We start from the raw sequence: 24,247 nt of genomic DNA, 5'->3' as shown, positions 1-24,247 counted from the left end.
ACGCTTACAATACAATGAATGAATTTCGATAACTAAAACAAAGAAAGAGGATAGATTCGGTATACTTGAACCCTCTTTCCCCATTTTAATTAAATTGCCTGTAATAAAAAGTTAATGAGAAACAATAAAGCAATAATATAGAGTGGCATGGATACTTCTTTCGCTTTGCCGACTGCAAGCTTAGCTAATGGATAAGCAATGAAGCCAAAAGCCATTCCATCTGCAATACTGTATGTAAATGGAATCATTGTAATAATCAAAAATGCTGGAAAAGCTTCCGACAAATCATTAAAGTTAATGTTTTTAATATTTAGCACCATAAGTCCACCAATAATAATTAATATTGGTGAGATAGCACTTCCAGGAATTAGTTTAATCAATGGTATGAAAAGAGATGCTGCTAAAAACAGCAAACCTGTCACAATCGATGTGATACCTGTTCTTCCTCCTGCGGCAATTCCAGCAGCCCCTTCAACCGTCGAAACTGTTGGGCTTGAACCAAATAGACCGCTCAGCATCGCTGAGACAGAAACAGAACGCATAGCTGGTGCAAACTTATCATCCGACTGTGCAGCCTGTTTGATTTGTCCGCTAACGAGTCCAATATTTTCAAATACGAGAACCATCGTCAGTGAGAAGACAGCGATCCAGAATGTAATGGACATGATTCCTTCAAAAGACATTGCATTAAACACACCTGCATAATCAGATAAAGATAAACCAGATGCTTCCATTTGGCCTGTATCAATTAAGCCAAATAACCAAGCAATCATTGTTCCAGCAAAAATAGTAATTAAGAAATGACCTGGTATGTTACGCAAAAATACTCCTAACGCGATGATAAAGGTTAATAAAAATGCCAGAACTTCCAGACTTCCGATATCACCAAGGGCGAGAAGTGCGTGTTCACCCCGTACAATGATTTGGCTCTTTTCTAACCCAAGAAATGCAAGAAACAAACCCAATCCGACACTGATGGCCTCTTTTAGAGTATTTGGAATCGAAGCAGCGAGCACATGGGCGAGCCGAGTAAATGATATAAGCACGAAAACAATCCCAGATACAAAAACAGCGGCCAATGCTTCCTGCCAGCTCAAACCCATCGCATGGACGAACGTATATGTGAACATTGCATTAACACCCATGCCTGGGACGAGTATTAATGGAACGTTCGCTCCAAATCCTACAATAAGACATCCAGCCATGGACGTGATAATTGTCGCCCACACTGCACCCTCAATTGGAATGCCTGCATCCGAAAGTATTGTTGCGTTCACGACAATAATATATACAATCGCAAAAAACGAAATCAAACCTGCTTGAATTTCCCTTGTTAGATTTGATCCTCTATCATACATACCAGTTAAATGATTTAATTTTTCTTTCAATGTGTCTACTTCCTTCTAAATGCCCTCGCCCACCCAGTCTTGTAATGACCGATATTCAGAAGTTCAATACTAGTAATGAATATGCAGTATATTCATTACTAGTTGAATTCTAACACTAAACTTCTAAATCTAACGTTGTACTATTATTTATTCCGTAACGATTTTGATGCCTGAGCTTGCACCAATTCGGCTTGCACCTGCTTCAATCATTGCGAGTGCATCTTTTTTATCACGTACACCACCTGAGGCTTTCACACCAATGTCAGGTCCTACTGTTTCACGCATGAGCTTGATATCCTCTGCAGTTGCTCCTCCAGTAGAAAATCCTGTAGAGGTTTTCACATAATCTGCACCAGCTTTTACAGAGAGCTCACATGCACGTACTTTTTCTTCTTCCGTAAGCAAACTAGCCTCAATAATTACTTTAACAAGTGCCTTGCCTTTAGCAGCATCAACGACAGCGCGAATATCCTTTTCAACAGCTCCATCATCTTTTGCTTTCAGCTGGCCAATATTTATAACCATGTCTACTTCTGTTGCACCATTTTCGATAGCATCTTTTGTTTCAAATTCTTTTGTTGCTGTTGTATTTGCTCCTAATGGGAAACCGATTACTGTACAAACTTCTACATCCGAACCTTCTAACTGCTTAGAAGCTTCATCCACCCATGTTGGATTTACACATACAGAATAAAAATTATGTTCCTTTGCTTCCTCACATAATGTTACAATTTGTTCCTTGACTGCATCTGCTTTCAATAATGTATGATCGATTTTTTTTGCTAAATTCTTTGTCATCATTTCCACCTCATTTAATCATTCTTTGGTAACTATCCAGTTACAAACACACCTGGATTTGTATATCAACATGTAATTTAAACAATCTATTTACATCGTTCCTGGTAAATTGCGAACGATTCCTTTAACTAATTTAAGGAAATCCTCTCTTACCTTTTCTGTCGTTTCAATTACTTCCTCGTGTGATAAAGGCTGATCTAAAATCCCTGCAGCCATATTCGAAATACAAGATAGACCAAGTACCTTCATACCACTATGCTGTGCTACAACCACTTCAGGAACCGTAGACATTCCAACTGCATCTCCCCCCACTTTTTGCAGCATGCGAATTTCTGCTGGTGTTTCGTAACTCGGTCCACTGTTCCATACATAAACACCTTTTTGTAAAGAAATTCCTAAATCTTTTGCTACCTGTTCGATAAGTTCTTGGTACGCAGGGTCATAAGCGCTGGACATATCCGGGAAACGCACGCCTAAATCTCCATCATTTGGTCCGATTAAAGGATTAATTCCAACATTATTAATATGGTCGGTAATCATCATTAAATCGCCTGCTTCAAATTCTGGATTGACTCCGCCGGCAGCATTCGTAACAATGACTTTTTCAATACCAAGTTGTTTCATCACACGGACAGGGAATGTCACTTCATCCAGACCATATCCTTCATAATAGTGAAAACGCCCCTGCATGGCGAGTACTGTTTTCTCTTCCAGTTCACCAATTACAAGTCTTCCAGCATGGCCTTCCACAGTTGAAACAGGAAAATCTGGAATATCACCATATGGAATCATTACTGGATTTTCTATTTCATCTGCGAGAACACCAAGACCAGAACCAAGAATTAGACCAATCTCAGGGAGTTTTGTCAATTTGCCACCAATAAAAGTTGCAGCTTTATCAATTGCAGCTTTATTCATATTTCTCCACCTCACTTGATTTCATTTAAAAAGCTCTTACCAAACTCGGGACTTTTAACTTGAAAGTTTTCTGCGACCGTCTCACCAATATCCGCAAAGGTTTTACAGATTGGCAATTCTTTTCCCTCTGTTATCCCTTTATGATGCACGAGCAATGGAACATACTCCCGTGTATGATCTGTCCCATGATGAACTGGGTCATTACCATGGTCCGCTGTGATAATAAGTAAATCATCGTCCCTTAATTTCCCAAAGACTTCTGGCAGCCTTGCATCGTACGCCTCAAGTGCTTCCCCATAACCTTGCGGATTACGGCGATGGCCATAATTCGCATCAAAATCTACTAAATTCAAAAAGCTTAAACCAGTAAAGTCCATGTCCATCGTCTCAAGAAGTTTATCCATTCCATCCATGTTGGAGACCGTTCGAAGTGATTGTGTAACTCCCTCACCATCGAAGATATCAGAAATTTTACCGATTGCAATTACGTCTTTTTTTGCATCCTTCAGTTCACTCATCACGGTGCGTCCAAAAGGCTTCAAGGCATAATCATGCCGGTTGGCAGTCCGTGCAAAATTCCCTGGTTCCCCGATGAATGGACGCGCAATCACACGACCAACCATATACTTAGGGTCATTTAATACTTCACGGGCATACTCACAGAGTTCATATAATTCTTCGAGCGGAACAATTTCTTCATGAGCAGCGATTTGCAAAACAGAATCTGCTGATGTATAAACAATCAATGCCCCTGTTTCCATATGTTCTTTTCCTAGTTCATCAAGAATTTCTGTTCCAGAAGCTGGTTTATTAGCAATGACTTTGCGTCCCGATTTTTTTTCCAGTTTTTGAATAACTTCATCTGGGAAGCCATCCGGGAAGGTACGGAATGGTGTGTCGATATAAAGACCCATAATTTCCCAGTGACCAGTCATTGTATCCTTTCCAGCAGAAGCTTCTTGCATTTTTGTATAATGTGCAAGCGGCTTTTCTGCAGGTTCAATCCCTTTTAATTCGCGAATATTACTTAATCCTAGTTTCCCCATATTAGGCATATGAAGTCCATTCATATGTTCAGCAATATGCCCAAGGGTATCTGCCCCTATATCATTATATTTGTCTGCATCTGGAGCCTCACCAATACCTACTGAGTCCATAACAACTAAAAATACTCGTTTAAATATATGATCCATTATCTTTCACTCCTTTTTAAATAGATGTTGTTCCACATCAGCTTATTATTCATCAATTACATCATAAATAAGTGGTCTTTTTTCTACTTTTTCTTTTGAGATTGAGTATGAATCATAAATTTTTTCTATCACTTCTGATACATCTTCACTATTACTATGAATTGTTACAAGTGATTCTCCTTTTGTTACTTGGTCACCGACTTTTTTATTTAAAACAAGTCCTACTGCTAAATCGATTTCCGATTCTTTTGTCATACGTCCTGCACCTAAGAGGCTTGCTGCAATCCCAATCTCATTAGCAATGATTTCAGAAATATATCCACCTTCTTTTGCTTCCACTTCAAAAGTCAATGACGCTGCAGGAAGTTGTTCTGGTGCATCAACAATCGAAGCATCGCCACCTTGAGCTTCAATCATCGTTTTAAATGTTTCAATAGCTTGACCTGATTTAATTGCTTCTTCAAGCATCTCTTTCGCTTCTTCAATAGAGTCAGCTTTCTTACCGAGATAAACCATACGGCTGCCAAGCTCTAAACAGAGATCATGTAAATCTTCAGGTCCTTTTCCTCTAAGCGTATCAATGGCTTCCTTCACTTCAAGCGCATTTCCAACCGCATAACCTAATGGCTGGTTCATGTCTGAAATAACACCAATCGTTTCTCTGCCCGCGCCATTTCCAATTTGCACCATAGCATGTGCTAATTCTTTAGAGTCTTCCAATGTCTTCATAAATGCGCCACTTCCAGTTTTCACGTCAAGCACAATCGCATCTGTTCCAGAAGCAATTTTTTTACTCATGATAGAGCTTGCGATTAGTGGAATAGCATTCACCGTTCCGGTAACATCGCGTAAGCTGTATATCTTTTTATCAGCAGGAGTTAAATTGCCACTCTGGCCAACAACTGCAACCTTATTTTTATTTGCAAGTTCAATGAATGTTTTTGAATCCAGTTCAACTTGGAATCCTTCTATGGACTCGAGTTTATCAACCGTACCGCCCGTATGTCCCAGACCGCGTCCAGACATTTTCGGAACAGGCACACCTACAGATGCAACAAGAGGAGCAAGAATTAATGTTGTTGTATCACCTACTCCACCGGTAGAATGCTTATCTACTTTCACACCATCTATCTTAGATAAATCAACTTGATCTCCAGACTCAACCATCGCTTTTGTCAGGTTTACGCGTTCTTCAGTCGTCATATCTTGGAAATAAATAGCCATTAGTAAAGCAGACATCTGATAATCAGGAACGTCACCATTCGTGTATCCTTCAATAGCAAAGTTGATTTCTTCTTTCGTTAATTCAAGGCCATCCCGTTTCTTTTCAATCACATCTACCATTCTCATTTAAAAAGCACCTTCCTTTTTATAAAATACATAAATTATCACGTTTACTCTTGTCTAATTTATCCTATAGACATCCAACAAATTCATCATGGAAAACCCTTTCAGTTGTTCTACAACCAGTATAAGATTGGACGTCCTACAAGTCAAATGTTTTATTGCTAAATTATCATGACAGTAATAAATTAGAAAGCAGGGCAGCTTCCTTGTTCATCTCTATTCATTACTCCTCCCCTATCCTTCTATATCTTCCCTGTTTTCTAACATTTATGAACAAAAAAAATGATCCTATATCGAATCATTTTTTCTTTTTTTTATATTTTTTCTCATGCTAAATATGCCAGGTCGTTGCTTAATTAATTCAGAAGTACCTGTCTAACTAAAATACATCCTATCTCTTCATTTTTAAAATCTTTACAAATGGATGTTTTCTTCTTCCTTCAGGTCGTTTGACAAGTGTAAAGAAAACGATAAATCCAACCAGGGATGTTGTAAATAATATTGTCCCCATTGGAACTGCTGATGCCTTAATACCCGCCAGTGGAGAAAAGAATGATCCAAGCAATAGTGGAAGCATACCTAAAACAGCACTTGCACTTCCGGCACGATGGCCTTGACTTGCCATCCCTAATGTAAACGTGCTTGTTGTAATCATTCCCATTGTAATCATGTAAATAAAAATTAAAATAACCAGTGAAGCTAAAGGGCCTTCGATAATGGTCATGACAAGCAGCAAGGACGTTGCCATCAGTGCAGTTACGACAGCCGTTTGGAGCAGTGTTTTTTCTGGAATAATACCACTTAAACGTCCAATAAGAAAGCTTCCTGTTATAATTGCCAATCCATTTATTCCAAATAACACACTAAACACTTGAGGTGATACCCCGTAGATTTCCTGATAAACAAATGGAGTACCCGATACATAAGCAAAACTGCCTCCATGAATGAAACCGACCACTAAAGCATATCCAATAAAGGTGCGGTCTTTCAATAAATCACGCATTGTCATGAGCGAAGCCCCTGGAGAACTTGGAATCCGTTTATGAGGGGGCAATGTTTCCTTTAATTTAAGGGCAGCAACGATTACCATCAGCACCCCAATAAAACCTAAAAAGATAAAGATACTTTTCCAATTAGCCGATTCAAAAGACAGAATAAAACCGCCAATCATGGGAGCCAGCATTGGAGCAACAGCATTAATAACCATTAACAGAGAGAAGAACTTCGTTAGTGCTGGTCCACTGAAAACATCCCTTACAACTGCACGTGAGAGAACGACCCCCGCGGAAGCAGTTAATCCCTGCAAGAAACGTGCTGCAATTAATATTCCAATATTAGGAGCAAAGGCACAAAGCACGGAGGCTACGGCAAACAGGGAAGTAGCGATTAATAATGGTTTTCTTCTTCCCGCTACATCACTAATTGGTCCAATAAACATTTGGCCAATCGCAAGTCCAAGTAAACATGCCGTTAAACTGGATTGTACAAGTGTAGCACTTGTATCTAAATCCTGTGCAATTCCTGGAAAACTAGGCAAATACATATCAATATTAAGCGGCCCCAAAAATGCGAACAATCCAAGGAGCAGAGCTAATCCAAATCGTTCTGCTCCTTTTGGGTTATGTTGTATCGCTGCTTCTTTTTCATCTATCATCCGTCATCACTCCAAACAACATTACTTATATCCCCTATATTTTTTCTTCCTTTTGAGGCGTTTTTCTTCTTTATTGTTAGTGATTCATCAACCAGGAAAGCTTCAACATTATTTATGTTCCATTAAGTAGACTTGACTCCAGTTACTCATAAGAATCTCTGACAGTTCTAAAGGCACACAGATCAAGCTGACTCTATAACTCTAGCTCATAAATTATTGACTTTCAAACAGATGAACTTATAAAAACTTAAGAATTATTTCGATTTTCAACTTGGTGAATCCAATTCAGTTCTGCTTCTAAATGCAGGAGTTTGCCTGTTATTAATAGATATCTGTTTTCATCACCCTGAAGAAGATATTCCGTTTTTAATTTAGTAAACTCCATTACTTCCCTCATGATTATTGCTTTTTGCTGATCAAGCATTTTCTTCTCATATTCAAAACCAACCTTTCGAGCGCAGCTCCATTTAAAGTGGAAGTCATCCTTGCCTGGTTGATAGAATACAGGTTCCAGCAACCAGTTTTCCAACTCCTTAATACCAGCTTCCGTTATATCATAAAGTTTTCTTTCCTGGTCATCCATCCCTACGGAAGAGACAAGCTGATCACGGATTAAACGATCGAGAGTTGTATAAATTTGGCCAGGATTAATCTTTCCTTTCGTTACGAGAAGTGATTCTATCTCTATCTTTAGTTCATATCCATGATTTTTTTGGAAATATAACAACGCTAATATTCCATATTTAACTGACATAATTGCTCAACCTTCTTTAAGTGAAACTATGATATTAACTTTACTAGCATTCGCGCTAGAAATCCATGATGCCAGGAGACTTAAGAATATGCCAGTAATTAATGCCAGTGCAATATTGCCTAAAGGCAATTGGAAAGAAATAAATCCTTGGAAAAGTTCAGATTGGCTCGCGGTATAAAGTAAAAGCATACCTGTAATGATTCCTCCAGTAACTCCTGACAAACCGATAAGCAGGCCTTCTCCGATTATCATTTTTCTAACTTGCTGTTTTGTAAATCCAAGCGCTCGCATTGTTCCTATCTCGCTCTTGCGCTCCAAGGTGTTCATTAATAAAGTATTTGCTGTACCAATACTAGCTAATGCAATGATTAAAATAAGCATGGTAAGAATTAACTCATTCATGCCAGAAAACGCTGAAGTAGTTGAATCTATTTCATCTTCGACCGTTTCAGCCTTTGAAAGGTGATTGCTGAAATCCAGCCATAACTGTTCTCTTAATTGTTCACCGGTATATCCCTCATTTAGAGTTAGCAGCATATCAAAACTATTCGCCCAGCCAAATTCATTCATAAGGTAGTTTTCATCCATAAAGGCGACATAACCAGAATAATTCGATGTTTTAACAACGTCAATGACCCGAAGTTGTTGTTTGCCAGCGGGTGTATTCATGTAAATATAATCTCCTACATTTCCGCCCCATTCATCAAATGCTCTTTCCCCAAGAAGAATAGATGGTTCCTTTGTCAGCTCGTTATATAATTTTCCTTTATTAGAACTCTCAAATAATGCAGGTCCTTCCCTATCTACGCCATAAATGGAAAACTGTCTTTCCTCTCTATCAATTGTTTCCCATGTAATTGGTGTTGCTTCAATTAATGGTTCAACAGTGGCAACAGCATCATAAGATTGCAATATTGCTTTATCTTCTTTAGACCAAGGTGCTTCTGAAGAAACTCTTAAATCGCCCCCATACGTATCCCTGATTTCATTCTCATAACCCTCAGGAGCAGATTCGATAACAGCACTTAATAATAATATCACCGCTATCCCTACAGCAAGAACAGCCGCAGTGTTGGCATTTCGATTTAATTGTTGCTTAAGACCTTGGGCTGCCAGACTGCCAGGGTACCCAAATAATAACTTCAAAACAGGTTTAAATATCCAATTCATTCCTAAAAGCAGTAAAGGAAACAACAAAATGACACCTGCAAAAACAGCTATATATGAGACTGGATGATCAATTATAACAAATAATAGTAGGCAAACCCCGACAACAGCTCTCAACAGAAGCTGTCTTCTTGATTGATTCGTTTGATTTTCCATTTTTAATGTTAATAACACAGAGGTTTTCCCCGCATTGTAAATAGGAAATAAAGAGAATAGAACAGGAAATAAAATCCCAACAATTATTGCTATTAGCGTTGGCATTTTCCAATTTAATGTGTAAACCATATCAAATTCGAATACACCTAACAAAGTTTGCATGAACATATCTCCGAGCCATATTCCTAATGGTACTCCAATAACAGTACTTATTAACGCTAGTATTATTACTTCAACAAAAATAAGTTTAGAAACTGAGCGTTGAAGGTAACCAAAACTCTTCATTATCGCAAATTCTTTTTTCCTCTCCATAACACTTGTATAAATCATATTAAAAACAATGAACCCGCTAATAAACATGGATAACCCTGCAATTAAATAAAAGAATGAATAAATGCCCCCGATGTCGTTGCTTTGTAAATCATCAGCAACAACTGGCTGTATATAGACATTTGAATCAATCGCTTCTTCTTGGAAAGTTTGAAAAAGTTGCTCTCCTTCTTTATTGGTTTGGAACCTTAAATATGAAAGCTCGTTTTCCATATCAGTCCATTCCCTTAACATATCAAGCGGAGCCATAACTCGAAAGCTTTTTTGTTCTGCCCCCTCCCAGTCGCTCGGACTTGCGAGCAGCTGGGTATATTCAACAATAGCTGAAACTTTAGCTTCACCCAAACCAGTAAACGCTATTGTGTCTCCAACCCTTTTATTTAACAGGTCTGCAACAACCTCAGATATAACCAATCCTTCATTATCTAGAGTTCCTTCAATAACAGGCAGTTTCAGCAAGGAACTATTTTGATCATTTACACCTGTAATTCGTACAGATCTTTGACTTAAAGATTGGTCACCCGGAAGCTCAAAAAAAGCTTGTTTATCAAGAGCGAGCAATGTTTCGGTTACTGCTGGACTAGTAAAAACGGGAGAAACAGCAGCTTCAGAATAGGTTTGTTCATCGCTCAGAATCCAATAATCCGCATTCGCTACATACATTTGTTCATAATAATTAAATACATCTTTCGTTGTTCGATCTGCAATGAGCATAGATGTTACAAACGCTATGCCTAGGATAATCCCAAGCATGGAAATGAGAAAGCGTTTTTTATTTTGTGTGATATTACGCCATGAAATTCGCCATATATTTAGCATAATCTTCATCCTTTCTGGAAATTACTTGGTCAATAACCCCATCTCTAAAAAGAATAATTCGATCTGCAAATCCAGCTGCGAAAATATCATGTGTAACCATGATGATCGTTTGATTATTTTCTCGATTAAATCTTGATATCAATCCGAGAATTTCTTCTGCCTTATTTCTATCTAAATTTCCTGTTGGTTCATCAGCTAATAATACGGAAGGTCTGTTGACCAGTGCCCTTGCGATAGCTACTCGTTGCTGCTGCCCACCACTAAGCAAATTAGCACGCTTTTGACGAAGTCCTTTCAATCCGACAGAATCAAGTAATTCATAAATGATTTGGTTCTTTTCCTTTGTTAAACTTCCGTCTGCATGAAGTGGAAAAGCAATATTTTCTTCTACCGTTAATGTAGGAAGCAACTGATAATTTTGAAATATAAAGCCGATATATTTTCTGCGGAATATTGTTCTTTCTTTTTCCGTCATTTCACTTAAATTACTTTGATTTATTGATATTTCTCCTTCTGTTGGTATATCAAGACCGCCTAAAAGCTGAAGTAATGTGCTTTTCCCAGAACCACTTGGTCCCATAATAGCCACAAACTCTCCCTCTTCCACATTCAAATCAACACCTTTTAAAACTTGAGTTATTTCCTGCCCTTGTTTAAATTCCTTTGTTAAACCCTTAACATTGATCATATTTTACTTCCTCCTGTCTTTTCCCCCTCATTATATACTAAGTATGCATTAAGCGAAAGTTCAAATCATTGTAATCATAATAAAATAATTATAATTTTTATAAACAACAAACAAGCAATACATACTAAGTATGCATTGCTTGTTTAAAAGTAATTATCAATGATAGAGATAGAGAGTTCCATGCCGATTAAGATTAAATGATAAGCAGCTATTATGGTTTGGCCGCAGAAATCTGTGACAGGTAAATAATAGCTTTTTCATTCCTTACATTGCTTCAATTGAACTTCAACTAAATTTATATCACGTATTTTACCATTTAAATTCAACTATTTATTCCTTTTGCAGTTAAACAGTCTTTTTCCTCGGAAAGATAAAATATGAAACTGTAATAATGAAATCTATACCTAATGCAAGTGTCCATACTTGCAATACTCTTAACAATGCTTCTGTTCGATCAGCATCATTTATTAAATAAATGAGCCCCGCTAAAAATCCGGCTCCAATTACATAAGAAAGAACATGTTTTCCCCATCCTTTTAAATTGTGGATAGAATACTCCATTCCATACAATTTAATTGGTTTTGTACCTTCTTTTGCGACGTAGTAACGAAATCTCTCGTCAGCCCATTTAATCATACTCTTTCCAAAACCTATGGAAACCCCTATATAAACTGCAGCAATCGCATGCGCGGCTGTTGCGGTAGCTCCCCGGTATAAATCCATACCAGTAATAATTAATAAGAGCAAATCAATTACAGGAGTTAAAGCTAGGAAAAATAAACCAAGCTTATCTTTTTTAAATATATATCTTAGGCATAACCCTAAAATAATTACTACCCAAAAGGCTATTTCACAAGCAACGATCAGCCAAGCGATGAAATTCAAAAGACCACCTCAAACCTATTTCATTTTAATTATAAAACACTCTTTTATCAGACTTAAGCAAAAATTCTTCTTTAATTATACCACTCATATAATTTAGATTCTTTTTAAACATAATAAATTAATCACTTTTAACTGTTACATCACCAGATGTTGTTTCAATATCAATGACATAAGTTCCCTCACCTGATATACCCTCAATCTCTTTTCCACCTTCCGATTCATTCAACGAAATAGGAATGATGATTGTATTACTTCCACTCTTAGTTTTAGATTTAAGCTGAACATCAGGCTGTTCCTCATTTAATATTAATTCGACTTTACCACTAGCAGCAACAACTTGAATATCACTTTGAATCTCTGCAAAAGCGACTGAAATATCTCCGCTTTTAGTCTTGACATCCAGATTGCCACTTATTGTAAGCTCATCTGAAGAAACCTCTCCCGAATCTCCGCTTATAACTATATCCCCTTTATAATCATTCGGAATTGTTACTTGAAATGCGTCATCCAAATTTAACTTAGGACCAATTTTTATCATTCTATTTTTGATGCCCAAAGTTATACTTCCATCACTTTTATCCAAAGTTACACCGCGTTCGCCATATGAAGCTTCAACATTAGGTTGATCAGCACTTTTGAGAAGCAGATTATCGCTGCCATGCTCAATATATATCGTATCAATATCATCTATTTCAGCCATTTGCGTCTGTCTCTCATCAGATGATCCACATCCCGTTAAAAACATAATGATAATGGTAATAATAGATATATATTGTTTATTCATCAATTAATTTCCTCCTGTAATAAATTTTCTTCTGATTTCTCAACTCGAACTCTAGTCTTCTGCTTGGATATTAATTTATAAATAGACGGAACTAATACCAATGTTATTACCGTTGCAAATAACATCCCAGAGATTATTACTGTTGCAAGTGGTGCTTGATAGTCTGCAGACATTCCAGTTGCTAATGCTAAAGGTAACATAGCACCAACTGTGGTCAGTGTTGTCATAAATATTGGCCTTATTCGATTTTCACTAGCAGTAACTATTGCCTCGTCTAATGGATAACCTTTTTTTCTTAGTTGGTTGGTTCTATCTACAAGTAGAATTGCATTATTCAAGACGATTCCTACTAGAACAATCACTCCCATTCCAGACATCAAGTTAAGATCCTTCTGTGTAATAAACAACCCAAGGATAACTCCTATAATTGATAATGGAACAGCAGATAAAACGATAAGCGGATGTCCAAGATGATTAAATTGTACAGCCATTACAAAATATACTAAGAATATTGAAATTACTAATACGAATATTATATCATTTAACAAGTCATCTTGTTGTTCTAATTCACCAGCAATAGAAACAGAATACCCATCTGGGCTCTCATAATTTGAAATTACTTCTTGTACTTCTCTATTTATTGTTCCAAGATCACTATCTTCAATATCAGCCAAGACAGAAATATATCTCTCCCCTTGCGTGTGTGTTATTGTTTCAGGTAAATTGTTATTCTCTAAATGAATATAATTAGATAATTCTTTGTTTCCATTTAACGTAGATATCTTTAAATCCAACAAGGAATTCTCCGTATTATTATCCTGGTTCACTGTAACATGTATAGGGATTCTTTCCTTGTTTACAACCATTTCACCAATAGGTTTTTGAAGCAAATACTGTTCCACTTCTTGTTTAACTTGCAGTTCCGAAAGTCCATCCTCTTCCATCGCTTCCTTATTTAATCTAATTTCCTTTATATTAGAAGCATTCTCGATAGAATCAGTTATTTCTACTATCCCATCAATTGTTTTAAGTTCTTCTGAGATTTCATTTGCCATCATTTCTAACTCTTCGAATTCCTTGCCACTTATATTTATTTGTATAGGATAGCCGCCGACACCAGTCAATGCTGTTTGTACATTTCGAATTGGCTCGTGTTCTCTTAAGGCACGTAAGGTTCTTAGTATTTCTTCCGTAACTTTATCCTGTGATTGCTGTATTTGGTTACCTTTTGTCATGTTAGCCACAATAATAAACATATTGCCTTGATCAAGCACATAATTCGCTTCAACATCATATATGGTTTTCAGTTGTTCATTGATTTCTTCAGCAAGGTTCTGTTTTTCTTCATTGGTAACCCCATTATCCAGTGCAACTGCAATTTCAGTATAACGATTAAACATGTCAGGCATGATACTCATAGGAATTTTTGATACAAGTAAAAATGAAGTAAAAAAAACACCTATAAATATGAAAACTACTGCGAAACTGCGGCGCTTTTTACTTATTATCCAAGTTAACATACTTTGATACCAATTATAAATTTTATTCTTGCGCTTTTTTAATCGCTTTGGCTTGCGTATTTTTATTAATTTCTCCGCAAGTACTGGGATTAATGTAAATGCGACCAGTACAGAACTGATAAGTGTAATGGATACAACAACAGATAGAATGATCATCATTCTTCCAATATCCCCACCTATTAATCCAATGGGTACAAATACAACTATTGTCGTTAAGATAGAAGCAATAATTGCACCAGCAACCTCTGTTGTTCCCTCTAAAACCGCCTGAAGATTCGATAAACCTTGTTCTTTCTTCCGATATATTGATTCAAGTATTACAATCGATGAGTCGACCATCATTCCAATTCCTAATCCTAAACCAATTAGGGTCAACATATTAAGACTGTAATCCAACAGCCAAACTGCAACAAATGTTAATAATAATGATGCAGGTATCGATAACCCTATAATAAATGTAGCTCTAATATTGCGTAAGAATAATAACAATATTACGATTGCAATAATACCGCCAATCAAAATATTAGCAGTTACATCTCCCATTGAATCCTCTACGAAATCCGAGTGTGCTACGATTTCATTCAATGTAATTCCTTCTGCCAACTCTTCTTTACTTATCTCTGCTAATTCATCTCGCACTGCATTCGTCATATCAAGTTGAGATACATCAGCTGGTCGCGCTACCTGAACTAGCACAAAATCCTTCGAACCATTTTTCCAAACATTAGATGTATTCTCTAATGGTTCTAATGCAACGTCCGCAATTTCTTTCAATGAAATATTTCCATTTTCAGAAGGCACTTGGATATTTTTTATGTCATCTATATTCGTAAATCTTGTATTCCAATGCAGAGCTGCTTCACTGCCATCATCAGTGATTTCTCCTAAAACAGCTTCATCATTAATTTGCAGAATTAAATCAATCACTGCTAAATTATCTAGACTATGCTGAGCCATCTCTTTTCCGTTAAAGATAATATTTACTTTATGTTTTGTAATCCCTGCTAATGCTACATCGCCTACTTGCGGTAATTCTTCCAGTCTCGGTTTTAAAATATTTTCAGCAAATGAAGATATTTTATTCATATCTCCGCCAGAAATATCCATAATAAACTCATAGTTTGTACCCGTGCCGCTCTGAACCACCTTCGTGCTCTCCACCTCTGGAAGCTGACTCATCGAGGTATTTACAACTGATTCTACCTCCTTTACCAACTCACCTCCACGTCCGCTTGCAAACAAAACTTGTACGGATCCCTCACCTGTTCTAGCAGTTGATTCAAAGGTTTCTATCCCCTCTATTTCCAGTAGTTCCTGCTCCAATGGCGTGATAATTCTTTGTTCTACATCTGTTATATTTAAATCTCCTGCCTGAATTGTTATAGAAGCACTATCTAACCCTACTTCTGGTGTTAATTCACTATCCAAATTAAATAATGCATAGCATCCAAGTATCATAATAAAAATTACTGTTAGAAGGATTAAGACTTTTCTTTCAACAATCTTTTTAAATATATTCACAGTTCTCTTCACACTCCTCAAGTATTAGAATTTCATGATGATTTATTTACATTACTAATCTTTTAATCAACTGCCCTGATATTTTTAGCTTTAAAGTATATCGTTATCGTCAAAATTAAGAAAAGAATACTGCTATATAACATAATTTGATCAATCTTAAAGTTATACAAAAGCAACAATGATGTTAATCCATATGAAACTGGTGTTAATCCCATTGCTGAAATACTTAATAAGCTCATTACTCTTCCTAGAAACTTTTTGGAAACATTATTTTGAATGATACTGACTACTGGCAATATAGTTGTTTGCACAAATATTCCAACTAGAAGTGTCATAATCATACTAGACCAGATTACACTGGTTTGTGCGAACAGGAAATAACTTATTGCAAGGCATATCAAGGATAGTAATGTAAGTTTTCCCCGTTTCATTTTGATATTTGTAACGAAGAGCACAACTGCGCCAGTCAGTGTTCCAACGGAGAGCGCTCCCTCAATTAAACTGTATTCAAAAGCTGTTCCTTGCAGTACAGAATTCACAAAAATCGGCAGCCCCATAAAGAGCGGACCAACGACAACTAGATTAATTAATATAGAAATAACAACTAGTCCCTGTAATATACTCGACTTCCTGACATAATCTATCCCTTCCACAAGGTCTCTTTTAATATTCTGTTCACGTTCTTCCTTATTTAAACCAATTATGAAACTTCCTTTCCTATCTATAAAATAGATTGATATTGCTCCTGCCGCCAATATCAGCGTAACAATTGCAAAGACACTCAAAAAATTCATATGCATGATTAATAGACCACAAAGAAGAGGGCCAACAATCAAAGAACCTTGATTCGTAGCCTGAATAATTGAATTGGCTTTGGTAAGATCCTGCTCCTCTACTATTAATGGAATTAAAGAGTCTCTTGCTGGATAAAAGAAGGCACTTAATACACCAAATACTACTGCATAGACAACAAATAAAGAGATTGGGATTACTGAAATAAACAGCAAGAATATGACAAGTGAAGAAACAAGGATAACTCTTGTCATATCTGACCAAAACATCAACATCGTTTTATTCCAGCGATCCGCAATCACTCCACCTATAAACAGCAATATAATTTGTGGCACGCTTGAGCCAATCATAACCAGACCAACTGCAGCTTCAAGATCTAAAACCCTCACGATGTACCATGATTGACTAAATAGGAACATAGACGCCCCGAGACTAGAAAATAAACTGGACAGCAATAAGAATATAAAAGACTTATTTTTTAGCAATTCACTTCTTATCTCTGGGCTTTTTGCAAGTTCACTCATTAAAAACTTCCTCCATCTCGAATGTTCTGATTTTAAACTAAATAAAACATGCAGACATAATTTTCGATCACGCATTTTACAACGAGTTAATACGACGATTGAGGGTTTCTTGACTTCAAAACTCCATAATTGCATCGTTCATGTTCTATTGTATAAACTTATAATTATAAAAAACCCAGAAATTACCGCAAAAATAAATAAAAAAAAATCCATTGTATAGGATTTTTTAAAGGATGTGGTTTAATTTCTTTTTATTTTATTTGTCCACACTCGAAATAGATGTACTTCTTTCTGGGAAATCTCCATATATTTTAGTTAGTGCAGAAGGAACATCATCTAATTCAATGTCAACTTCGAATATTACAGTTTTGCCTAGTGAATGAAGTTGCAATGCTTCTGACCAGCTTTTCTGCAGTTCTATTTTTTCAGCAATACGCAGGTGGCATAGCTGCTCATGATTTATTGTTACTAACGGCATCGTTTTATCTACAAAAGATTGCTGATCAGAATTGTTTTGATATTCAAGCCAGCCATATCCACCATTTCTCAATACAATATAAATAACAGGAATCTTATTGGATACTAATGTAACAAGTTCAGCGCTAAACATATTAAAGGCCCCGTCACCAACAAATGCAATGACAGTATCATCTGGTCTGGCTTTTGCCACACCTATTGCAGCTGAACATCCAAATCCTAAACTTGTCTGTTCACTGGGTACAATTGCATCCTGCTCTTCTTTCAGCATTAGATAAGGATAGAAATAAGACCACATATCCTGCAGCCCATTCTCGTGCACAAAAATACTTGAAGTACTGCTATCTTGTATTGTCTCCAAAATATCTGCAACCTTTAGCAGATTAGAATTTCTTGTTGTTTTTTCTTTTTCCAGCCACATGCTACTCTTGTATTCCTGTACTTTTTCTTTCCAAAAATCTCTTTGTATTGGTTCTTTAAAGCGCTTTAATAACTCTTTTACCGTGAGTCCTGCTTCACCCACTATCTTCAAACTGTTCATATCTAAATTAAAACATTCTTCATTTATATTTATTTCTATCGTTTCAATTCTTTCCAAAACTTCTTCCCAGCCAAATACAACTGTTTCTTCCAGAGCACTCCCAAGAGCAATAAATAAATCACAATTTTGGACGAGTGCTTTCATATTTTCTGGACAATATAATCCGCCTAATCCACAAAACAGTGGATGATGTTCATTTACACTTCCTCTGCCAGAGGCACTTACAAAAATAGGGGCACCTATTTTTTCCGCAAATTGTATAATCAGGTTCTTATCCTCAATCGCTTTGCAGCCACCTCCAAGGAGAATCACTGGCCGTTTGGAATGTTGAATTTTCGTTCTTAAATCTTCTATCATGTCTGGATTTGGAACAGGTTTTGTGCTTGTATAAGCACCTGCAAAGAATTCTCTTTTGACAACTGTTTCTTCACCAAGATTTTCAGGTATTTCAATATATACTGGCCCTGGGGTACCGTTTGTTGCTATAAAAATAGCTTTCTTCAAGACCCATCCGATAGACTCTTTGTTCTCGAGACGATGACTCCATTTAACTAATGGATTAACGATATTTAACTGCGTCGTTTCCTGGAAGGACTTTTCACTTCCATACTTTACTGTATCCGTACCCGAAGCAATGATTATTAATGGAGCACATTGTGACTTTGCTTCTAAAATGCCCGTTATGCTATTAGTTAATGCTGGTCCTTTTCCTATATTGCATACAGCTAGTTCCTGAGTGGCCAATGCATGACCAGTGGCCATAAACAATGCATTTCTCTGATCTTTTACAATGAAATATTCAATTCCATGATTCAGAATGGATTTCATGAACAGAAGATCATCACTAGGAAGGCCATATACTGTTTTTATTCCATAAGTTTTAAACTGGTACGCCATTGCTCCCAGTACACTAATTTGATTCATCTGGATACTCCTCATCATTCATTAATTCATAAACGACATTTGACAGAAGGATTGGTTTAATATGCAATTGATTCTTGTAGGATACATAATTTGCCATTGGGCCATACCCGCCAAATGGTTCATTCCCATTCTCTATATCAAATAGATTCTGATTCACCGAAACGACATGTTTTCTAGACAATTCCTGATAGATTTCTTCAACTTCTTCACCATAGATACTTGCACCCATAGCTCTTTCTAAAAAGTATCCTTTTTGAAATGTATTCTTCAATTCATCAATTGATTGATAACTGATAACATTAAAAAGTGGAGAGAAAAACTCTTCTAACTTTAAATCATTTTCTATCGAACTGTGCAACACAGTTGGTTCAATAACTTTATTTCGATAATTAATATTTCCGCCATAAGCAATCCATTCACTATTTTCATTCAGATAAGACCCTACAGAATCAAGTGTAGATAAATAATGAATTTTCCCATAATCCGCTTCCGGGTCTGTGTTCTCACCAATCTTCAGATCTCCCAACCGATTAACTAAAGTTTCTATAAATTGTTGAGATTTACTCTTTTGGACGAAAATCGCATCAGGACCCATACAATCTTGACCAGTATTATACATACGCGCTTTAATTAAATCCTTTACGGCTTTGTCAATATTAGCCGACTCTGTAATAATAAATGGATTTACGCCTTGTCCAAAGAAAACAAATAGTTGATCTGGAGATAGCTGAAACTTTATTTTCTCTGCATTTTTATATTCACCAGTGAATACTACGATGTTAGAACTTAATGCAGATGCTTTAATAAATTTTCTGTGAGAAAGTTCTTGCAGCTGAATTGGTAACTGGTGGATTCCCCCCAAAAGTTTATGGAGACGGCGCAGTTGATCAATCACTAAACTAGAACTTCGAAACTCTATTTCATTCACATAGAGAGAAGGAATTAACAGATAAAGAACATAAGAGTATAAAATGACATTAGACGGCATAAATACAGTCATTTTATTTAATGTCTTTGGCTTATTGAGCTTAACCTCACGATATGCATTCTCCAGCACTCTTATAGATGTATCTATCTCATCTTCAGCTGTCTGGTAGGTTGATATTTCCGTAAGTATTTTTCTAACACTGCTTTTATTTTCTTTTAAATAGGTGATGACATCTTCAATTGTCTTTTTACGTTGCTCTAATAGAGACGATTCAAGTGTTAATGTAATTCCAGCTGACATATTTCTCCCTCCACTATTTTATTATTTAATTGAATAGATAAGTTCTTAATCGATTTGTAATCTATCTTTCCATTATTAAGATACGGGAAGTGTTTCATAATATGGATTTTGTCAGGTTTCGATATCGCATCCAGAGAATGAGTTATTTTATCTCTCAATTGTCCTGTATCATCATCCGCTTCTACCATTAATATGATAATGGATCCTTTTTTCTCATCTTTAAATGAGACAACTTTACATTTAATTCCTAATCTGTCTTCTAACGTTTTTTCAATACTGGCAGGATGAATGATATAGCCTTTTCTTAAAATTTCATCCCCTTTTCTGCCAATAACAAAAAGATTCCCCGATTGATCGAAATAACCGAGATCATTCGTTTTCAGCCAACCATTTTGCAAAACTGAATTCGTAGCTTGCTCCAATTTGTGGTATTTTTCCATTACACCGGGACTCTTAACCAAGATCTCACCTGTTTGCCCGAAAGGCAGCTCATTTCCATCACTATTAATTACCTTTATTTGCACACCCTCCAGCGCTTTTCCACATCCAAATTCTGTTCCCTTTATGTTCAGAGCCACATTCCCGGCCTCTGATAACCCATAACCATCTAATAATGGCATTTGGATATACGAGTGGAACTCTCTGCTAAGTTTCTTAGATAAGGGAGATCCTCCAACACACCACATTCTCACTTTGGAATTTTTAATATTATTTAACAAGTCCCTTCTTTTAGCAAATAGCCGATTTAACATATAAAACATGGATGGCACTGCATCTACTACGGTTACCTTCTTAGCTGCGATTTCATTTGTGATGGCTCGCATATTTCTGTAATTACATAAAACCAGATCACACTTTGTAATCCACCAGATAAAAATAATCGACAAGCCATAAAAATGTGTGAAAGGGATTAGGGGAAGAAGTACATCAGATGGATTGTATTCCATTCTTCTAATCGTCGCTCTAATATTGATTAAAAATGATTTACCTGATTTTATTATCCCCTTGGGATTTCCAGTTGAACCAGATGTATATAGAATCAAAGCATCTTTACGCTGTTCCCAGGCACCCATATCAATTTTGCCTTTCAGCAACTCTTCTGTTGAATGACCATATGATAGCTCTAGCATGTGAATAGACACTTCATTCTGGTGAATAAATCGGTCACAAATGCAAAAGCGAGAATTCGAATGCTTCGCGATTTTCAGCACTTCTCCTTCATCCAAAGAGCTATCCACAAGAACAATGGAACAATCGATATGAATAAGGGCAAAAACTGCTAGAATAAATTCGTAGGAATTATCTGCTGAAATCATGACCCGATCACTTTTTGATACACCTGAATCTTCCAGATAATGAACATAGTGCAATATATCGTTCTTGATTTTATTTTCAGAGGAAATATTATCAAATTGTAACACCCTGCTTACAGCCATCATCATACTAATTCCTTTAATTTTCTTTGAACCGTTCTTGGAGTGATTACTGTCGTTTCCCATTGCTTCTTTAATAATTGGGAAAAGATATTTTGTGGACCTACTACATAAATGGTTTGAAGCTTCATTTGTCTCATCCTATTTGTTACAAGATCCCATCGGACTGTATGATCATAACCATCTAATAAAGTTTGCTTAAACTCCATTGGATCACGTACCAAATTACCATTCACGTCTGAAATCACATGATGTTTTAATGGTTTAAACTGAACCTGATTAAATACCTCAACCCTCAGTTCTTCTTTTAAATCACTAAGAACCTTACTATGAATTGGCTGCTGCATTGTATGAGTTGCTATCACTTTTGATTTGCGATTTATAATTTCCTGCAGTATTTTAATGGATTCGGATGATCCACATAAACAAATAACCTTCTCTAAATTTCCAACCAATTCCAGATACATGTTTTTACTTTGAAATTCGTTTACGAGTTCGTTGGCTTCTTCAATCGATAAATTATAAATGAACATTGTTTGATAGAAGTCTCCAGTGTTTTGATAGAAAACTTTAGCTATTTTTGCAGATTCATGTGTAAGCCAGATCATTTCAGCATAAGTAAGACTTTCTGTTTTTACAGCGGTTGCCATTCCACCAAAACTTGGACCAATTAATATATCTGGCTCAACGTCGAAATCTTCGTGAAAATGATCCAATAAGGCGATTGTATTAGTCAAAAATGAAGTTTCTCTCACTTCATAGTCCAACTCACTAGATTCCTTAAATGCCTCATATAAGGAGTAACCGATAACTTCACTCGCTTCTTCAAAACGCCTTTTCGCAAATTTACTTTTTTGAAGAAACCCCTTGACATCCTCATAACTACAAGGGGCTAAACCTGGCAAAACAATTCCATTCATAGTCTTAATAACCTCCTTGCACGATAATCAGTGTTTTACTGCAGCAACCCACGCAGATTTTATCTTTCTATTAATTTCGGAAAGCATTCTTCTTTCCAATAATCACTTAAGTATTCATTTAATTCTTGGCGTATCGCCCTTTTTTCTTCTTTTGGAATAGAATCAATTGAATCTGTTTCTGGGTATTCATAAAATTCATCCCTTAATATAGAAGAAACAACAGCATCATGATATTCTCCATCAATGAAATAGTGGTCTCTTAGAATGCCTTCTATAACGAGCTTCGTTTTCATAATGAAACGAACAGATCGGGCGTTATGAAGTCCATTGATAAATTGCAGTTTATGTGCATTTTTTTGATGGAATAAATAATCCATTATTAACGCTCCTGCCTCAGCTCCGTAGCCACTATCCCAAAGGTCTGGGTCTCCAATTACTCCACCTAAAAGATAATTGCCTTCATATTTTTGCGGTGTCCAGGATATAAATCCAATTTTTTTATTATCGTGTGTCAGTACCATCACATGGCGAGTACTTCCTGATTCAATATCAGCTTTAATCTCCTTGCTAGTTGCAAAGTCATTAACCCCTCTGGCTAAAGAACTCGTCTTTGAGGGAGTTACCCATTTGGCAAACAGTTCATAATCCTCTTCTTCGATTGCTTTTAATTTTACTAAATGACCTTTCATGGACTTCCCCTTTCAGATAAATAATTATATTTTCATCATAAACATTGGTTCTTTTCATGACACTAGTATTTCTCGCAACAAAGACAAAAAGAGCCAATTAATAGGCTCTCAGCTTATTGTTTCTATTTTCGGATTGCACATTATACTATTTCTTTTATATGGGGGTTTCCAATAAGGTAATTGGCTTGTGCAATCTTAATTGCAAGTCCTACTCTTGAATTTACATTTAGCTTTTGAATACAGGAAGCTATATGGTACTCAACTGTTCGCTTGCTCATAAATAGAGTGTCAGCTATTTCTTGATTGGTCTTATCAGCCATCAACTCTTCTGCAACTCGTAACTCCATTTTTGTAAGTACTTCTGTTGAATATTCGGAACTACTTGCTTTATTAAAAGTATTTATTTTAGAAAATAGTGCTTCTTTTATTTCTCGAGACATGTAACAACCTCCAGCCATAACAACATGAATTGCTGTACGCAACTCTTCTATGTTTTCTTTTTGAACAATACCTTGAAAGCTAGGTACATACGGCAATAGATATGTTTCATTTTGTCCCACCATTAGAATAACTTTATAATTTCCGCTCGGCAAAGTATTCACGATGCTATTTTTCGTTAGATTAATAATTACTACATCAAAGGAGTTTAAAAATATACCGTCGGCAAGGGAAGTAGAATTATTAAGAAAATAACATTTGTGTTCTTTAACAGATAATAATTTTAGCAGCCTTGAATCCTTACTGGGCCTCCTGTTTTGATTGACCACTAATATCTTTATCATCTTGGCATCTCTCCT

Annotated in this window: 19 protein-coding genes; all 19 read right to left on the bottom strand. The window is 36.4% G+C overall.

What is annotated here, in order from left to right:
* Positions 1 to 89 precede the first annotated feature (89 nt).
* The gene (locus NST93_RS18130; RefSeq protein ID WP_405103953.1) at positions 90 to 1,358 is read right to left on the bottom strand and encodes an NCS2 family permease; all 1,269 of its coding nucleotides are present in this window, start codon (positions 1,356 to 1,358) and stop codon (positions 90 to 92) included.
* A 177-nt stretch (positions 1,359 to 1,535) separates the two neighbouring features.
* Complete coding sequence (gene deoC / locus NST93_RS18125; RefSeq protein WP_405099482.1) at positions 1,536 to 2,186, bottom strand: deoxyribose-phosphate aldolase; 651 nt, start codon at positions 2,184 to 2,186, stop codon at positions 1,536 to 1,538.
* Between the two features lie 90 nt (positions 2,187 to 2,276).
* On the bottom strand, positions 2,277 to 3,104 hold the full coding sequence (locus NST93_RS18120; protein ID WP_405099480.1) for a purine-nucleoside phosphorylase: 828 nt from the start codon (positions 3,102 to 3,104) through the stop codon (positions 2,277 to 2,279).
* Positions 3,105 to 3,115: 11 nt separating this feature from the next.
* Positions 3,116 to 4,297 (bottom strand): phosphopentomutase, encoded by a 1,182-nt coding sequence (gene deoB, locus NST93_RS18115; protein ID WP_405099478.1) that lies wholly within the window; start codon positions 4,295 to 4,297, stop codon positions 3,116 to 3,118.
* A 45-nt stretch (positions 4,298 to 4,342) separates the two neighbouring features.
* On the bottom strand, positions 4,343 to 5,647 hold the full coding sequence (locus NST93_RS18110) for a pyrimidine-nucleoside phosphorylase (RefSeq protein WP_405099476.1): 1,305 nt from the start codon (positions 5,645 to 5,647) through the stop codon (positions 4,343 to 4,345).
* 388 nt (positions 5,648 to 6,035) lie between these two features.
* On the bottom strand, positions 6,036 to 7,274 hold the full coding sequence (locus NST93_RS18105; protein WP_405103951.1) for a Bcr/CflA family efflux MFS transporter: 1,239 nt from the start codon (positions 7,272 to 7,274) through the stop codon (positions 6,036 to 6,038).
* A 271-nt stretch (positions 7,275 to 7,545) separates the two neighbouring features.
* The gene (locus NST93_RS18100) at positions 7,546 to 8,052 is read right to left on the bottom strand and encodes a PadR family transcriptional regulator (RefSeq protein WP_405099474.1); all 507 of its coding nucleotides are present in this window, start codon (positions 8,050 to 8,052) and stop codon (positions 7,546 to 7,548) included.
* 6 nt (positions 8,053 to 8,058) lie between these two features.
* Positions 8,059 to 10,524: an FtsX-like permease family protein gene (locus tag NST93_RS18095; RefSeq protein ID WP_405099472.1), complete on the bottom strand. Its 2,466-nt coding sequence runs from the start codon at positions 10,522 to 10,524 to the stop codon at positions 8,059 to 8,061.
* Positions 10,493 to 11,212 carry an ABC transporter ATP-binding protein gene (locus NST93_RS18090; RefSeq protein ID WP_405099470.1) on the bottom strand — a complete coding sequence of 240 codons (720 nt, stop codon included), beginning with the start codon at positions 11,210 to 11,212 and terminating at the stop codon, positions 10,493 to 10,495. The genes NST93_RS18095 and NST93_RS18090 overlap by 32 nt, the downstream gene beginning before the upstream one ends.
* 345 nt (positions 11,213 to 11,557) lie before the next feature.
* A complete protein-coding gene (locus NST93_RS18085; protein ID WP_405099468.1) occupies positions 11,558 to 12,097 on the bottom strand; it encodes a hypothetical protein in 540 nt (179 codons plus the stop codon).
* A 118-nt stretch (positions 12,098 to 12,215) separates the two neighbouring features.
* The gene (locus NST93_RS18080; RefSeq protein WP_405103949.1) at positions 12,216 to 12,881 is read right to left on the bottom strand and encodes a DUF4097 family beta strand repeat-containing protein; all 666 of its coding nucleotides are present in this window, start codon (positions 12,879 to 12,881) and stop codon (positions 12,216 to 12,218) included.
* Entirely contained in the window at positions 12,881 to 15,922 is a 3,042-nt protein-coding gene (locus tag NST93_RS18075; protein ID WP_405099467.1) for an efflux RND transporter permease subunit, read from the bottom strand. Before NST93_RS18075 ends, NST93_RS18080 begins: the two co-directional genes overlap by 1 nt.
* 62 nt (positions 15,923 to 15,984) lie before the next feature.
* Positions 15,985 to 17,238 carry an MFS transporter gene (locus NST93_RS18070; protein WP_405099465.1) on the bottom strand — a complete coding sequence of 418 codons (1,254 nt, stop codon included), beginning with the start codon at positions 17,236 to 17,238 and terminating at the stop codon, positions 15,985 to 15,987.
* A 256-nt stretch (positions 17,239 to 17,494) separates the two neighbouring features.
* Positions 17,495 to 19,180 (bottom strand): thiamine pyrophosphate-binding protein, encoded by a 1,686-nt coding sequence (locus NST93_RS18065; RefSeq protein WP_405099463.1) that lies wholly within the window; start codon positions 19,178 to 19,180, stop codon positions 17,495 to 17,497.
* On the bottom strand, positions 19,167 to 20,408 hold the full coding sequence (locus NST93_RS18060; RefSeq protein WP_405099461.1) for an aldehyde dehydrogenase family protein: 1,242 nt from the start codon (positions 20,406 to 20,408) through the stop codon (positions 19,167 to 19,169). The genes NST93_RS18065 and NST93_RS18060 overlap by 14 nt, the downstream gene beginning before the upstream one ends.
* A complete protein-coding gene (locus NST93_RS18055; RefSeq protein WP_405099459.1) occupies positions 20,387 to 21,847 on the bottom strand; it encodes a class I adenylate-forming enzyme family protein in 1,461 nt (486 codons plus the stop codon). The genes NST93_RS18060 and NST93_RS18055 overlap by 22 nt, the downstream gene beginning before the upstream one ends.
* Entirely contained in the window at positions 21,847 to 22,761 is a 915-nt protein-coding gene (locus NST93_RS18050; protein ID WP_405099457.1) for a hypothetical protein, read from the bottom strand. Before NST93_RS18050 ends, NST93_RS18055 begins: the two co-directional genes overlap by 1 nt.
* 59 nt (positions 22,762 to 22,820) lie before the next feature.
* Complete coding sequence (locus NST93_RS18045; RefSeq protein WP_405099455.1) at positions 22,821 to 23,450, bottom strand: GNAT family N-acetyltransferase; 630 nt, start codon at positions 23,448 to 23,450, stop codon at positions 22,821 to 22,823.
* A gap of 140 nt (positions 23,451 to 23,590) precedes the next feature.
* Positions 23,591 to 24,232, bottom strand: a complete 642-nt coding sequence (locus NST93_RS18040; RefSeq protein WP_405099453.1) for a helix-turn-helix transcriptional regulator — start codon at positions 24,230 to 24,232, stop codon at positions 23,591 to 23,593.
* Between the last annotated feature and the right edge of the window lie 15 nt (positions 24,233 to 24,247).

Origin of the sequence: Oceanobacillus sp. FSL H7-0719, from assembly GCF_045040795.1 — a bacterium.
Lineage (GTDB): Bacteria > Bacillota > Bacilli > Bacillales > Amphibacillaceae > Oceanobacillus.
Note: the sequence above shows the minus strand (reverse complement) of the source record. Positions and strands in the feature narration are given on the sequence as shown.